Annotated in this window: 12 protein-coding genes and 1 riboswitch; of the genes, 5 read left to right on the top strand and 7 right to left on the bottom strand. The window is 46.1% G+C overall.

What is annotated here, in order from left to right; all coding sequences use genetic code 11:
• Positions 1-76 precede the first annotated feature (76 nt).
• The 3 genes from B6N13_RS05635 to B6N13_RS05625 all read right to left on the bottom strand — a co-directional run bounded on the left by B6N13_RS05635 (position 77) and on the right by B6N13_RS05625 (position 4858).
• A complete protein-coding gene (locus tag B6N13_RS05635) occupies positions 77-490 on the bottom strand; it encodes a universal stress protein (RefSeq protein ID WP_169458780.1) in 414 nt (137 codons plus the stop codon).
• Between the two features lie 155 nt (positions 491-645).
• Entirely contained in the window at positions 646-1776 is a 1131-nt protein-coding gene (locus B6N13_RS05630; protein WP_011978085.1) for a DUF4147 domain-containing protein, read from the bottom strand.
• Positions 1777-1882: 106 nt separating this feature from the next.
• Positions 1883-4858: an NAD(P)-dependent oxidoreductase gene (locus tag B6N13_RS05625; RefSeq protein ID WP_169458779.1), complete on the bottom strand. Its 2976-nt coding sequence runs from the start codon at positions 4856-4858 to the stop codon at positions 1883-1885.
• A 544-nt stretch (positions 4859-5402) separates the two neighbouring features.
• A riboswitch (cobalamin riboswitch) is annotated at positions 5403-5597 on the top strand.
• 103 nt (positions 5598-5700) lie between these two features.
• Between B6N13_RS05625 and B6N13_RS05620 the strand changes: the two genes are divergently transcribed.
• Genes B6N13_RS05620 through B6N13_RS05605 form a run of 4 tightly spaced genes read left to right on the top strand, consistent with a single transcriptional unit; the run spans position 5701 to position 10115 of the window.
• On the top strand, positions 5701-7452 hold the full coding sequence (locus B6N13_RS05620) for a TonB-dependent receptor (protein WP_048813862.1): 1752 nt from the start codon (positions 5701-5703) through the stop codon (positions 7450-7452).
• 11 nt (positions 7453-7463) lie between these two features.
• Positions 7464-8354, top strand: a complete 891-nt coding sequence (locus B6N13_RS05615; protein WP_169458778.1) for a cobalamin-binding protein — start codon at positions 7464-7466, stop codon at positions 8352-8354.
• Positions 8355-8406: 52 nt separating this feature from the next.
• Positions 8407-9345, top strand: a complete 939-nt coding sequence (locus tag B6N13_RS05610; protein ID WP_011978089.1) for an iron ABC transporter permease — start codon at positions 8407-8409, stop codon at positions 9343-9345.
• Positions 9342-10115 (top strand): ABC transporter ATP-binding protein, encoded by a 774-nt coding sequence (locus tag B6N13_RS05605; protein ID WP_011978090.1) that lies wholly within the window; start codon positions 9342-9344, stop codon positions 10113-10115. Before B6N13_RS05610 ends, B6N13_RS05605 begins: the two co-directional genes overlap by 4 nt.
• Position 10116: 1 nt before the next feature.
• Here B6N13_RS05605 and mtgA read toward each other — a convergent pair whose 3' ends face one another.
• Positions 10117-10794, bottom strand: coding sequence for a monofunctional biosynthetic peptidoglycan transglycosylase (mtgA, locus tag B6N13_RS05600; RefSeq protein WP_011978091.1), 678 nt, complete (start codon positions 10792-10794; stop codon positions 10117-10119).
• A gap of 203 nt (positions 10795-10997) precedes the next feature.
• On the opposite strand from mtgA, the gene B6N13_RS05595 reads away from it, so the two are divergent.
• Positions 10998-11720, top strand: a complete 723-nt coding sequence (locus B6N13_RS05595) for a metal-dependent hydrolase (RefSeq protein WP_169458777.1) — start codon at positions 10998-11000, stop codon at positions 11718-11720.
• Between the two features lie 27 nt (positions 11721-11747).
• On the opposite strand, the gene B6N13_RS05590 is transcribed toward B6N13_RS05595, so the two are convergent.
• The 3 genes from B6N13_RS05590 to B6N13_RS05580 all read right to left on the bottom strand — a co-directional run bounded on the left by B6N13_RS05590 (position 11748) and on the right by B6N13_RS05580 (position 14681).
• Positions 11748-12131 (bottom strand): STAS/SEC14 domain-containing protein, encoded by a 384-nt coding sequence (locus B6N13_RS05590; protein WP_011978093.1) that lies wholly within the window; start codon positions 12129-12131, stop codon positions 11748-11750.
• 285 nt (positions 12132-12416) lie between these two features.
• Positions 12417-13013 carry a hypothetical protein gene (locus B6N13_RS05585; RefSeq protein ID WP_169458776.1) on the bottom strand — a complete coding sequence of 199 codons (597 nt, stop codon included), beginning with the start codon at positions 13011-13013 and terminating at the stop codon, positions 12417-12419.
• 279 nt (positions 13014-13292) lie between these two features.
• Complete coding sequence (locus B6N13_RS05580) at positions 13293-14681, bottom strand: PLP-dependent aminotransferase family protein (protein ID WP_169458775.1); 1389 nt, start codon at positions 14679-14681, stop codon at positions 13293-13295.
• Between the last annotated feature and the right edge of the window lie 62 nt (positions 14682-14743).

Here is a 14743-nt window from a genome sequence, read left to right as displayed (position 1 = left end):
CAGAGCTCTTATAAATAATAGGGATGTTAATCTTGCTTGAAAGGAGGGGCTGTCGATGTGCCCCCAAGGATTCAATCTAGCGTACTAACAATATTGATTTATCCGTATGAGACGCTAAAAAACTACCATGTGAATGAAAAATATGGTCTTTAAAGCTTGGCACATGAGATGCCATGACCACGAGATCGACTGGATTTCCATGGAGCCAATGATTGAGTGATTTGTCCATATCGGCTGCTGGATCAGCACAGGGGATGACAACCGCCTCAAATATTACGCCAAATTCGCCTTCTTGCGCTTTCGCATAACTGTCTAATCTTTCTTTAAATTCTTTAAGGTTATGAGCGATACTGCTAGGAGCAGATGCTGTAACAGCAAGAAGATACACCTTAGAAGAATAGAGTTTAGCAAGGTCCCCTGTGACTTTTAACGCTTTCTCAAGTTTATCTGTATGAGATAAATCCACGGGCATAGCGATACTTTGATACATAACAAGCCTCCTATATTATTGTTGGACTCTATATAAGTGTAGAAGACTCTGACGTTAAAAAACGATTATATATAGCAAAGATAAATCAAGCTTGTGGATAGGCTTGTCTTTACCACCAACCCTTATGTTCTGAGTTGGTGGTTTATATTGAAGGTTTAGTGGAGGATGGCAACCACAATATCCATGACATTGGTATTAGTGGGGCCAGTAATAAAGATAGCATCCTGTTCACGCAAGTAGGTTCCGGCGTCAGCACGTTTCAGTGCATCGCGTACGGCGTGCAGATCTTTTGCTGTCGAACCATCTACGATGCCACCAGCGGCATCAGTTGGGCCATCACTGCCGTCTGTGCCGGCAACCAGTACCAAGATATTATCGCGACCAACGATATTTTCTGCAATGCCTAGCGCGAGAGCTTGGTTACGGCCACCGTTGCCGGGATTTTCCGGCAGTTTGACCGTTGGCTCTCCACCGAAAATGTACACGCCTGGTTCGGCGTTTATTAGTTGCTGGCCAATATAAGAAGACAGAACTTCAACATCGTCATACAGATTTTCTTTATTGTCGATAACGTGATAACCAAGCTCGGTTGCTTTGTTTGCTGCTGCTTCTCGAGCGACTTGGTTCGTGCCTATCAAGGTAACGCTGGCAGTAGATGGACAACGTTTAATAGATCCTGTACCAGAGCCGATTACGCTAATGTCATCGCCTTCTACGTCCGAAATAGCCAGTACGCGAACGTCAGTACCTGTAAAGTTTTCGAGTAACTTACCGTCTTTTATCAAAGAGGTTTCTTTACGACGGGTATTGATCTGATCAATGTTATAACCAGCCGCAAGCATTTGATTTGTCAGTTTTTGCCAGTCTTCTAAGCTGACGTCAGCGGGCAGAGCTTCGGATAAAGCTGATGCGCCACCAGAAACTAATAGGAGTAATTTGCTGCCTGCTTCCATACTATTGACTGTGGCGAGCATCTGCTTTCCAGCGTTTAGAGAGTTCTGATCTGGCACGGGATGTGCCGATTCGATAACAGTTACATTATTTGCGTCCCACATTGCTTGGTCTGTATGAGCGTATTTTGTTACCAATAAGGCTGGGCAGTCATTACCAAGTGCAGCTAACGCTCCGGCACACATGCCGCTAGCGGCTTTACCCACCGCGATAATTTGGTCTGGTGTAAAATCAGCAAAGCTGTTTACCGCACGGTAAGTCGCATTGTAGCCAGCCACCGCATTGATCGCGGCGTTAAAAATAGTGACGGCAGAATTTCTATCATTTGAATGCAAACCTGTTCTCCCTTGCTTGCCTCTTAGGCGTGAAACAAAAAAACCGCATCAACAGGACAAAGTCACGGCGTTGATGCGGTTTATTGACTAACTATTAAGGTTTTACTTAGTTACCCAATGGACCTTGTAGGCCATTTTGTGCAAGTAACGTCGTGTAGATATTGGAGTTCAATACCATCATTTCCGTGTACTCAGCAACAAGTGCCGCACGTTTATCTGCATCTTCGGTCGCGTTGATTGCTCCCCAGTATGCCGCAATTTGTGTTGCACTGTCAGCTAGCTGCTTAATTTGCTTAGCTGATAGTGTTGTAACAGAACTTGCGTTTACCTTACCCACGCCATTTACTGTTTTAGCGCCATCGTTAGTGAAGCCTTCAGGTAAATCACCTTTCAGGTTAATCACTTTACCGTATTGGATCACGCTTAGGATTTGATCAACCGCTTGCTTAGCTCCCTCTACACGAGATACGTGCTCAGTGTCTGCCGCCGCATGTGGTAGAAGCTCCATTTTCCCTACGTGTTTTTCGTAAATGTTCCGGTAAGGAACCATTGGACCAGATAGTTCACCAGTATTTGGGTCTTTAAACAAATCAGCATCGATAGCGGCATAACGGATTTGGCCACTAGTTAGTGCCGCGTCTAACGCTTCGATGTCAACCACTTCGCCACGATCGTAGTTCACCAAAACCGCGCCATGTTTCATAGCCGAAAATACGTCTGCATTGATGATGTCGGAGTTACTGAATTTACCAGAGTCGGAGTTCAGTGCGCCTAGGCCAGTGTGTGGGCTAAGAACATCTGCGTCTTGAGCTGCTTCAATAATGCTAGATGCGTAAGTAAAGCCTTCAGATTCAATCCATTTCTGGTGAGCGGGACGAGCATAGACAGAAACTTGCATGCCAAATGCAGCGCCTAGTTTCGCCATTTCACGACCGATATTACCGTAACCAACAACCGCCAGTTTTTTACCTTCAAGCTTAGTTGTTGGGAATTCCGCAAGGTTTTTACCTGTATCGAAGTCTCCAGCAACAACACGATCGTGCATTGTGGATACTTGTAAATCAGGAAGTACTTTAAGTAGAGCTTTCATTGCGGCCTGTGCTGTGGCACGAGAATTGAAACTTGGTGTATTCATAAGTGGTGCAACACCACCTTCACCGTTACCGCCGCCCCAGCTAGCAGAACCCATGTTGCCAGTACCCGCACCGATACGTACGCCGCCTAGCTCGAATTTAGATTCTGCTGGGAAGAATGTCGCCGCTGCAATAACTGCGTCGTATTGACCTTCGCCAGTTTCAGCTAGAAGCTCGTCTTCGCGGCTTAGGCTTGGCTGATAGAAAAAATGCACTTTACCTGTCGCTAACTCGCCGGCATCTGTAATAGAGCCGACGTGAAACTCACCACCTTTAGACTTGATGTAGGCTGCGACTTGGCTGAAATCCGCATTACCTTTTGCATCGAATATCATACCCACTAGGTCAGCGATCAACACTTTGTAAGCGCGGTTTGCATCGTCAATACGAACATCATCTTTGGTTGTTGCAGAAACAGCACTTTCGAACGATTCACCTTTCTCAGCTAGGATTTCTTCTAGTACAGCGTTTTTCGCACGTAGGTAGCAGTACTGGATGTTGTCTAGTAGTGCAGTGATGTCTTGTGCCGGACGAATACCACCTATCCAAGCACGGTAGTCACCAGGAGAACCTGGGAAAGCATTTACATAGCGAGCTACGTCTAGACCTTTCTCGTGAGCACCATCAGTGTGAGTGATACCTTCGTAGCCTAGCATTTGCTTAGATTTCACGATGATACGATTGTGTACGTCAGCATCAGTGATATCTTTGTCAGTGACTTTAAGAAGTGTAACCGCTGCACCGCGAGAATCAGAATTAGATACACCTAGTTCGAATAGATCGTTGTTTTCAATCCACTGGTTTACTAGATCACGGTTTGCGGCTGAACGAGCGTTAAGTTCGTAAACATCGCCTATCATGCGTTCGTTGCGAAGGATCGCAAAAGTTGTTTCTGCAAATGCTAATGTACTGAAGGTGTTGATGATACCACCAAGCATCTGGTCTTTTTCTGCATCGTAGATAGGGCCAAGATCTGTGGTTTTTTCACTGCTTAGAGGCTCTTTTGCATCGCGTGGCACTGCAATTTTAAGCTGACGCGGAATCGCCCAAGAAGGATCTTTTTGGTTGGCGTTGATGCGTGCTAAAGCTGGTCTAGTTAAAGAAACGATGAAGTAACCAGAAATACCTCCGATTGCTTTTTGAAACGGCATGAATAGGTTGCACTTAGTTAGTACGCCATCAACCAACTCTTTCGCCCAAGGCATAGCGCCAAGTAGGGACGTCGCATCGATTACTGCATGGTGCTCTTTCGGGTTAGCGTCAACCCAAGCCAATAGATTTGCAATTTCTTGTTCAGTGTAAGTGGTGGCTCCTGTTGTTTCATGGCCAACACCAAAGAATAATTTAACGCCTTTTTCTAGCAGAAAGTTAGCACTTGGGATACTGCCTTCACCTTCAGCGAAAAGAATACGGCCTTCGTCACCGTTAGTTGCATAGCGTTGTAGCTCTGTTAACTGAGTACCCCAAGATTGGCGGAAGAAACCACCCGCTTTACCTTCAGCGGATTCGGGCTTAGGGGTATCAACAAATACGATTTGAGATGGGTCGTTTGCTGTCATCAGGTGAAGCGCTGCAGCCGTGAAACCGCTGTGACCACCACCTAAACCTACCGCCATGCTGTTCGCTTTAGGAAAGCCAAAGTAACGGTGGATTTCACGCATCATGTCATTTAAGACTTTATCTGCTGGGTAGCCACGGTGCATACCACGACCGATTTCAGCCGTGGTAAAGCTACCGATACGATTGCCTTTATCGTCTAATTTTGGGTAGTTTTCTTCTATCCAAGCATCAAATTCGAAACGTAATAGACGTGCATCAACTTCATTCTGAGTCATATCCGTAATGGGACCCACACCGAAGAATTGGTTACTGGTAGCTTGGGGGGCGCCATTTTGAGTCAGAGAAAGCGCACTGGCGCGAGCGGATTTGAGTTGCTCAATAGATGTCATTTTTTCATTACCTGTAAGATAGTTAAATACGTATGCTCTGGCGTTATGGTTTTTCTAAAACCAGACAGAGGGCTCCCTGTCTTACCCACAGATAATGCTTAGATCCATGGAAGGCATCCTAACAGAGCATTGCTTCTTTTTTTAAACACAAAACGACATAAGAAAGAAAATCTGTATAAGATTCGTGCTAGTGCAGGAGTGTAGGCTTGTTTAAACATATAAAAGTGTTCTGAAAACGCCAGAATTATGCGTTTTCCCTACAAATCCAATATTAGAGTCTGATAGGCATTCACTCATTGGCTAATATTTAAGAGCCATTGTCGGATAATAACTATTTCAGTAACTCAGTATCAGGTATCGAAAAAGACCTTGCTCATCACTTTAATATTGGTGAGGACAAGAAAAAATAAGCGCAAAAGTATCACGGGAAAATTTAAATCTGGGTTGAAGCTTTTTAGTAGGCCAAACGGATTATCCATTCAAATTGAAGGAAACTGAATTTAGACGATAGTTTTTTCATCTGACCCTGATGGAACCTTATGTTAGAGTACGCGCCGTTATAGGTTGCTGGCGTGATGTCAGCAATAATAGGGAAGTCAGTGCAACTCTGACGCTGCCCCCGCAACGGTAAAAAAGTCAAACTTTGCCAACAAGCCACTGTGGTTCACCATGGGAAGGCGGCAAAGCCTGCGTTTGCAACTTTTGAGTCCGGAGACCTGCCTGTAACTGGGGGTTCTGCGTAAGTTGGAACCAAATGTCACCACTGTGCGGGCGTGCTCAGTGCAACAGTAGACTTTATTATGAAAACTCAATGTATTTCCCCAGCGTTCACGAGAACCCTCGTGGCGTTTAGTGTTGTGTCCGCCGTTTCGGCTCACGCAGAGACAACAGCAGATTCATCGTCGACCTTATCACCTTTGGTCGTTACGGCAACATCTACTTCGGTCAGTGTGGCGGATTCGCTGTCATCTGTTACGGTCATCAATCGTGAAGAAATCAAAGCTCAGCAAGCGCAAGAAATAAGCGAGCTACTAGCGGCGCAGCCGGGTGTAGATATCAGCTCGAATGGCGGTTACGGAAAGACCACTAGTGTTTATATGCGCGGTGCGAGTGCAGAATCTACTAAGTTTTTGCTCGATGGTATTCCTTTGTATTCTGCGACATCAGGTGGCGCGCCATTTGAAAATATTCCGACATCTTTAATTGATCGTCTAGAGATCGTTCGAGGTCCTAAAGCTACCTTGTATGGCGCTGATGCGGTAGGCGGCGTGATTCAAGCGTTTTTGCCAAAGGCCGATGATGATTCGCACATGAATGTATCTGTAGGTGGTGGCTCGTTTAATACAAAAACTATCGATGCGACCGTGTCTGGTTCCAGCGATAACACGCAATACCTTTTGTCAGCAGGCAAGTTTGAAACCGACGGTGATATTGTTAAAGAAGGTGAGGGAGCTCAGGGCTACCGCAACGAAAATGTATTGCTCAATGTTGGACATGATTTTAGCAGTGGTGCGCGCATCAGTGGTTTGATTATGAATAGTGAAGGGCGAAATCACTATGTCGGTGACGAAAATGATTACCAGGTGCAGGTGATCGGGTTGAGCGTCAGCCTTCCAGTAACGGAAGATTGGGATACAGAGCTGAAATTGTCTCAGACTCGCAACGACAGCAAAACCATTTCTTCAGAGGATAAGTACAACACTAAAACTCAAACTGCTCGTTGGAGCAACACTATTTCGGCAGGTGAACATGAGTTTGTGTTGGGAGCTGAAACCTCTGAAGACAAAGTAGACGTCACCAGCTATCAAGCGCCTGATCGCAGTAATAATGCGGTGTTTGCTCAGTCTCAGTTTGATTTTGGGGCAACCCACCTGCAACTTAATATTCGTCAAGATCATAACAGTGCTTATGGTGATTCGACGACAGGCGGTGTGGCTGTTGGTTACAAGCTTGATGGCATACATACTCTACGTGCAAGCTACGGGACCGCTTTCGAAGCGCCAACGTTTAACGATTTATACTATCCAAGCAGTGGTGACCCAACACTTAAAGCGACGAAATCTAAAACTGTTGAACTGGGTGTTCGTGCCGATTATGACAATATGTACTGGGACGCTGCGGTGTTTGATGCCTCCTATGGCGATATGGTTATCTGGTCTAATTACACAGGGTCTTGGGCGGCTTACAATGTGGATTCTAAAGTCCAAGGTGTTGAGCTGTCTTCAGGCCTAACATTAGAGCAATGGCAGTTAAAAGCGGCATTAACGTGGCTAGACGCAAAAGATGACGATACGGGTTTTCAATTGCCTAAACGTGCCAAACGCAGTGCCCGTTTAAGTGCAGATCGTCTATTTGAAAAAGGACGGGTTGGTGTGACATTAATCGGAGCGGATGGCCGAGCGACTACATTGGGCAGCTCTGAAACGTTGGCGGGCTATGTGACGATGAACTTGCGTGCTAGCTATGACTTTGCCGCTGATTGGAACGCTGAAATTAGTGTCAAAAACGCCCTTGATAAAGAGTACCAAACGGCAAAAGGCTACTTTAATCCGGGTCGTGGCGTGTTCTTAACCCTTAACTATTCGGCATTTTAATGGTTAACCCGATGCGTAGTTTGTTGTCAATATCGGCTTTATTGTTAAGTGGTTGGGCATTCGTGTCCAACGCGTTGGCTGATCCTATCTGTGTGGTGGATGATCGCGGGCGAGATGTCTGTATTGATCATGCGGCAATGCGCATCGCGGCGCTATCACCTGGCGCCACCGAGCTGATTTATGCTGCTGGCGCGGGGGATAATGTGGTTGCGGTGGTGTCTTATAGTGATTACCCAGAAGCCGCAAAAAGCGTTACCTCAGTGGGCAGTCATACGCGCTTAGATTTAGAGCGTTTGATCAGCCTACAGCCCGATTTAATACTGGCTTGGGGAACCGGTAATCCAACCGAGCAAATCGAAACACTAGAACGCTTGGGTCTACCAGTATATTACGTAGAGCCCCATGAGTTCGAAGACATTGCTCGTAATATCGACAACTTGGGCGCACTAGCTGGCACCTCAAAACGAGCCAAGGAAGAAGCAAAGCGCTTTCGTACTGGCATTGATGTCTTGCACGAACGCTATAAACAAGCCCCTCGGGTCAAAACCTTTTATCAAGTTTGGGATGAACCGCTAATGACGATGAATGGCAGCCATTATATTAGCAAAGTGGTTGACTTATGTGGCGGCGATAACGTGTTTGCGGATTCGCCGCGTTTGATTCCTCGTCTGAGTCAAGAGGCGGTATTACTGAAAAATCCTGAAGCCATCATCGCAGGAGGTATGGGCGAACGAAACGCCAACTGGCTTGAAAAATGGCGAGTGTTTGCCGATTTGTTAGCTACGCAAAAAGGCAATCTGTTTTTTGTGCCGCCATCGTTGATTCAGCGTCCAACGCCGCGATTATTAGAAGGCGCACAAATACTCTGTGAAAAACTGGATATTGCCCGTGCTCGACGTTAAGACTCGCCACCCGACAAACCGGCGCTCGTTGATATTGCCGCTTGGGATATTAATGTGTGTGTCGATGCTTAGTGTCGTGTTTGCGATCACCCAAGGCAGCGTCAACTTATCGCCTTACGCTGTTTGGCAGGCTTTGCTTGGGCAAGGCTCGGGTCTTAATCAAACTCTCGTATTAGAGCTGCGCTTGCCTCGTGTTATGGCGGCGTTTGCTACGGGCGGTTTGTTGGCCGTGGCGGGAGCGTTGATGCAGATCCTCCTTCGGAACCCATTGGCAGATCCTTATGTATTGGGGATTTCAGGTGGCGCATCCGTGGCAGCGCTGGCGGCGATTTTGCTTGGAATCAGTGGGGTTTTGATGTCAGGCATGGCGTTTCTCGGCGCAGTTTTATCTACTTTATTGGTATTTGGTTTATCTGCTCGCTTGGGTAATACGGCGACTATGCGGTTGTTATTAACTGGCGTGGTGATTGCTGCAGGTTGGGGGGCGTTGATTACACTTATGTTGGCCCTAGCGCCGCCCCATAAAATCCCTGGTATGTTGTATTGGTTGATGGGAGATTTATCCTACGCCAGCACGCCATGGTTAGCTTGGTTGGTATTGGTTCCGACTTGCTTGATTTTAATGCCACTCGGGCGCAGCCTCAATGTGTTGGCTCGTGGGCCTTTGCAAGCAGCGGCACTTGGCGTGAATGTGAAAAGCCTCGAACGCTTTGTTTTTTTGTTAGCCAGTCTACTGACCGCGATTGCAGTGACAACGGCTGGTAGCGTTGGTTTTGTTGGTTTGGTTATTCCACACATGCTGCGTATGGTTCTGGGCAATGACCAGCGACTGATTCTGCCCGCGAGTGCTCTAGCTGGCGGTTGTTTGGTAACACTTGCAGATACCTTGGCACGTACCGTTATTGCCCCAGAGCAACTGCCTGTAGGCGTCATCACCGCGTTGCTTGGGGTGCCAACCTTCTTGTACCTATTGCAACGGGGGCGCTTATGACCAAGCTGAAATTGACTCAATTGCTGGCGGCGATACCTAATAAATCTGCCCAACCAACGCATGCTTTGTCATTAACCTTTCAAGCTGGCCAAATGTGGGGGATTTTGGGGCCAAATGGCGTGGGAAAAACTACCTTACTGCATACTCTGGCAGCTTTGAAAGCGCCAGCACTAGGCACTATTGAATTAAATGACCAACCTATTACCGAATTGCATCGCTTAAAACTCGCTCAGCAAATTGGCATTATGTTTCAAGAGCATCAAGATGGTTTCCCTGCGAGCGTGCTGGAAACTGTTTTGTTGGGGCGCTTTCCGCATTTATCGCCTTGGGAAATGGAGAGCGAACAGGACTTAGCTCTGGCATACTCGGCGTTAGAACGTTTGGACTTGGCAGAGTTTGCACAACGGGCGTTAAACAGTTTATCGGGTGGAGAACGACAACGTGCAGCGTTAGCGGCTTTGATGGCGCAAACGCCCGATGTATGGCTGGTGGACGAACCGACTAATCATCTAGATTTGCATTATCAAGTCGCGGTGATGGGTTTACTCGCAGAACAAGCTAGCATGGAGAAAGTGGTTGTTATGTCACTGCACGATGTAAATGTTGCTGCTCAATGGTGCTCTCATGTACTACTTTTGTACCCAGACCGTCCACCGATCTGGGGAAAAGCCGCTAGCTTATTAACTCAGCAAAATCTAGAACCGCTTTATCGCCAGAAACTGGCCATGACAGAACTAAACGGCAAACCACTATTTGTGCCAATAGCCTAATTTACTCAATAATTGGTTTGAGATAATCAGGGCCAAGTTGCTGCATTTGGCGTTCAACCCAGTCGACTCTTTCGCGAAGATAAAAAGTTAAATCATTTGGGTTTCGAGTTCTTGGACTGGGTAATAGCACGGCCAGTCGTGCCGCTTGATTCATGGTGAGCTTGCTAGCGGAGCGGCCAAAATAATGCTGGCTGGCGGCCTCAACTCCGTAGATGCCTTTGCCAAATTCAGCGATATTTAAATACACTTCGAGAATGCGTTTCTTACCCCAAAGGGTTTCTAGGCCGATGGCTAAACCGGCTTCTAGGCCTTTGCGAATAAAGCTTCGTCCTGACCACAGAAAGAGATTCTTTGCGGTTTGTTGGGTAATGGTGCTGGCGCCGCGTAGTCCGTCGCCATCGTCGTATTGGTCGAGCGCTTTACTGATCGCTGTAAAGTCGACACCAAAGTGATCCGGAAAACGTTGATCTTCAGACGCCACAACCGCCAGCGGCATATAAGTCGGTAGCTTATCAATGCTAATCCAAGTGTGTTTGACCGGATACTGGCTTTGCAGCATGAAGGAGGTGGTTGGTAGTGGCACAAACCGAAACAGGAACAAAACAATCACGAATAACAGCAAAAAACGCCATGCAACAAACCAAATCCTACCGAATATACCTTGTTTACGCTTTGCCATTCATTGTCTCTTAATCAGTTAAATCAAGCGCTCTCGCCTGCAGTGGGCTAAGTATAAACAAAAATAGCTGGAAGTTTATGATTCCTTTACAAACGACCGTCTTTAATTTTGTGATTTATATGCGGTAGTATGCGCCCACTAACCGTTAATCCTTTGTTAAAAGCTGATTTTGATTTAAATCTTTGTAGTAAGGGCAAAAAACAATGGCCGATTTTAAGACCCATGTTACCGTGGCAGCCGTATTGAGTGCGCCTTTGGCTGCAACCTGCTTTATCATGGGCTTTGCCAACATGAACGAGGCGATTTTTTATGCGTTAGCGGGCACATTTGGTGGACTATTGCCTGACATAGATGCCGATGACTCTGCTGCTATTCGACTAATTTTCCGGCTATTTGGTGCTTTGGCTGGTGGCTTAGCGATTGCATTTGGCATGGATAAGTTACTGCATTGGCAAATTCTCGCGTTAGCGATTGTCAGCTATCTGGTGGTGCGATTTCCCATTCGCTGGGTGTTTGAGCAATTCACCATTCACAGAGGCACGTTACACAGTGTGCTGGCGAATATAATGTTTGTCATTCTTGCTGTGCCAGCGGCGTATCATCTATTTGCTTTGCCAGAGAAAACCGCGTGGGGCATTGGTGCTTTTGTGTTTCTTGGTGCGACCATTCATCTAGTTCTTGATGAATTATATAGCATCGAGCTGTCTGGGATGCGTATTAAGCGTTCATTTGGCACGGCTATGAAAATCACCGACTGGGGCGAGCCGCTAGCTTCTATTTTGTTAGTACTTGGATGTGTGGTGGGCTACTGGCTCAGCCCAAGTGCAGATGCTTGGCTTGATACATTTGCTTGGTGGCCCGAGCACGAAACGTTAGCCACATGGTTAGTGCAAGAACTAAAGGCATTACCTTCGCTTTGGAGCTAGATAATACAGTAGTAAGACAGGACTGGCTTATGAAGACATAACCCAGTCTGTGGCTTCTTTCTTACGCTTGAATACCTTGATGTCTGCTGAGATAAACCAGCTAATCACACGGATAAGTCGGTTTTGCCAAGGGCTTTTGCCATAAATAGCAATACGATCAAATTCACCACCGAGTCGTTGGCTGAGTAAAAACTCTGTCCACGCACTTTTCATACTCCAGCCTTCGAATTCACTAATATCGACAAGTAAGCCTGCGTAAGGCGAATGGATAGAATAAATTGCGGCTTCTAGCTGAGGGGTAATTTTTTCAAAATCCATCTCGCTTGGGTGGCCTGATGTTTTCATGTTTAGTAACAACTTGTCGTTATAACGCTTTGCATTCAGCGATACACCGTTTTTGTAAGTAGACATAATTAGCTCCAGAAAAGCTCTGATTGATAGCGTTACTTTAAAACAAAATTCCTCGTAGGAAAGTTCATTAACTCAGCATAGATAGTCAGCAAGCGGCTTGTAATTTGCGCTTTTTGTTAGAAATGTCAGCAAAGACAATAGAAAAAGGGGAAATCATTAAAAGTAACCGCCTAACGTAGTATTACTTACTTGGGTTGCATTATGCCTAGGCAGCAGATTGTTGATCTAGGCATAATGCAACACAATGACAATTAGCTTGACCTCAATCAATAATCGTTGATCAAACTAAGCTGCTTGCTGGGACAGCACACCGCGACGGTGCTGCAGGATAATTAATAGAATTAAAAAACCTACTGCCAAACAGAACGGAAACAGTACGGTGGTAACTGAGTAGGCTTCGAGTGCCACAACGGAACATGCATTACGTAAAATCATAATAATAAAGAACACACGGCTGTCTTCAAAGGGGCGGTGATAAGCTTTTCGGAAGGTGGGACCAAAGCCGATCATATCAACTGTGGTCAGAATTACCACGGTCCACAAGGGATCACTAGTGATATACCACAGTGGTAACGACGCCAACGCCACGACTAAAAAGCCCCAATCCAACTTGGTGATAGTAGCATCGCCGCGCTTTATATATGCCAAGAAAGCAATGAAAATCGTAATAAACCCCGATAGCCCAATAGGCCATGCACCTACGCCGCCTTCAGCTTCCAGTTGAGCAAAGAAAATGATGGTTGTGGTTATGCCCCAAATCACCCACGAAAATACGTGAGGTTTTACTTGGCCGCGTAAGATCAGCGCAATGTAAGGCACAAAGCCAATGATCGCCAACACAATGGCGATGCAACTAAAAATAAGCTTTATATTAAACTCCATCTACCTTCCTCGCTCTAACCATCATGGTAAAACTTGATTCTACCGATTTAATGCTGAAACAGACGAACAAAACACGTCATATTTGCACCAAAATAGGTCGCAAAAGAGGTCTGGTCTTTAAGAGGGCGAGCAAAGTGGTTTTTGAAATTTGGGACAGATGAAAATAGCAAAATTGTTCGATACCTGAGAGCCAGACTCACCTAAAAACTAGAATCCATTCTCAATACAGTGTCGTTATAATCATAAATTACGTGCAACATCTCTTCATACTGCCGATTTTTATCTCTGCTGGTCTAAAGCCCAAGCCAATACGTCAAAAATTTTCTGATCCGTGCATTGTGCCACATTGAAGCGAAGATAATCATGGGCATTCTGAGATTGGCTAAAAACATTGCCCGGGGCGAGAACGACCCCTTTGCTCAAACAATCACGGGCTAGTTGAGTGGCGTTTTTGCCTGTGGGTAATTGGCACCATAAGAACATACCGTCTTTCGGTTGAATCCAAGGTTGAATACCTAAGTTGACCAGCTTTTTCGTGGTGCTTTGTCGTTGTTTCGCAAGCCAGTTATGAAGTTTATCCATGTGCTTACGATAGCCACTATCTGTCAGTGTTTGTAAAACGATTTCACTGTCGAGGCGATTGCCACTGAATGATGTGGCGATTTTTAAGTCCACCAGTTGCTCTATCCAATCTTGCCTCGCGGCAATGTAACCACAGCGCACTGAAGCGGATACCGTTTTGGAAAAACTACCAATTTCAATGACGTGATTTAAACCATCCAAGGCCGCTAAACGTGGTGAGCGAGTGGTTTCTAAATCAGCAAAAATATCATCTTCAACAATAACCAGTTCCGATGCCTGAGTTAGTGTGAGTAATTTATGGGCAACATGCGGTGCTAAATGAGCTCCTGTTGGGTTATGAACACTTGAGTTAGTGATATAAAGCCTAGGATTGTAGTCTTTTATCGCTTGTGCAAAACGCTCTAAGTCAGGCCCATTGGGCGTGTAGGGAATCCCAATAATGTTGACTCTGTGTGCTTTTAATAAAGCGTGAAAGTTAAAGTAGCAGGGATCGTCGACCAGCACAGTATCGTCTGGAGAAAGGAGAAAGCGACCAATTAAATCAATGGCATGAGTCCCAGACTCAGTTAGCATAATCTGTTCAGCAGTGACCTCAATATTATGGCTCAACATCCGACGTTGTAAGAAATGACGAAACGCTTGGGAGCCTTTAGGTGGCGCATATTCTGTCAAATCTAAGGAATGAGTTCTGGCAAGGTTTCGCAGAGCGCGTTTTATGCCTGATTGATAGAACCATTCAGAGGGAAGCCATCCACAGCCCGGCATCAATGAGCCAGGTGTTGATTCCAGCGATTCTCGTGAGACCCATAACGGGTCGATCTCCCGCGCTACTGTAGGGCCAATATGAGTGAGGTTTAAGGGCGCAATAGGACCACAGGTATAAAAGCCTGCTCCAGGGCGAGACACAATGCAGCCTTCTGCGACGAGGCGATCATAGGCTTCGACAACAGTGGAGACTGAAACCTGCATGGCTTTAGCTTGGGCGCGAACGGAAGGTAAACGCGTATTGGGCAAGTAGGCCCGCGACGTGATTTTTGACTCAATATCCTTCATTACTGATTCAATCAATGTGCCTGCACGAGCCATACTTATCCTCTACTTTCAAATTGTATTGCCAATATAACCATAACAGTTTTTTTAAATTGTGT

Source organism: Marinomonas sp. UCMA 3892, from assembly GCF_012726345.1.
In the GTDB taxonomy this organism is placed as follows: Bacteria; Pseudomonadota; Gammaproteobacteria; order Pseudomonadales; family Marinomonadaceae; genus Marinomonas.
The sequence above is the reverse complement of the archived record's forward strand: the minus strand, read 5'-3'. Positions and strand labels throughout refer to the sequence as shown.

What these genes read in the sequence shown, in the direction of transcription:
- B6N13_RS05615 (WP_169458778.1), top strand. Translation starts at nt 7,464, where the DNA reads ATGCGTAGTTTGTTGTCAATATCGGCTTTATTGTTAAGTGGTTGGGCA.
- B6N13_RS05605 (WP_011978090.1), top strand. Translation starts at nt 9,342, where the DNA reads ATGACCAAGCTGAAATTGACTCAATTGCTGGCGGCGATACCTAATAAA.
- B6N13_RS05610 (WP_011978089.1), top strand. Translation starts at nt 8,407, where the DNA reads ATGTGTGTGTCGATGCTTAGTGTCGTGTTTGCGATCACCCAAGGCAGC.
- B6N13_RS05585 (WP_169458776.1), bottom strand. Translation starts at nt 13,013, where the DNA reads ATGGAGTTTAATATAAAGCTTATTTTTAGTTGCATCGCCATTGTGTTG.
- B6N13_RS05635 (WP_169458780.1), bottom strand. Translation starts at nt 490, where the DNA reads ATGTATCAAAGTATCGCTATGCCCGTGGATTTATCTCATACAGATAAA.
- mtgA (WP_011978091.1), bottom strand. Translation starts at nt 10,794, where the DNA reads ATGGCAAAGCGTAAACAAGGTATATTCGGTAGGATTTGGTTTGTTGCA.
- B6N13_RS05590 (WP_011978093.1), bottom strand. Translation starts at nt 12,131, where the DNA reads ATGTCTACTTACAAAAACGGTGTATCGCTGAATGCAAAGCGTTATAAC.
- B6N13_RS05595 (WP_169458777.1), top strand. Translation starts at nt 10,998, where the DNA reads ATGGCCGATTTTAAGACCCATGTTACCGTGGCAGCCGTATTGAGTGCG.
- B6N13_RS05625 (WP_169458779.1), bottom strand. Translation starts at nt 4,858, where the DNA reads ATGACATCTATTGAGCAACTCAAATCCGCTCGCGCCAGTGCGCTTTCT.
- B6N13_RS05580 (WP_169458775.1), bottom strand. Translation starts at nt 14,681, where the DNA reads ATGGCTCGTGCAGGCACATTGATTGAATCAGTAATGAAGGATATTGAG.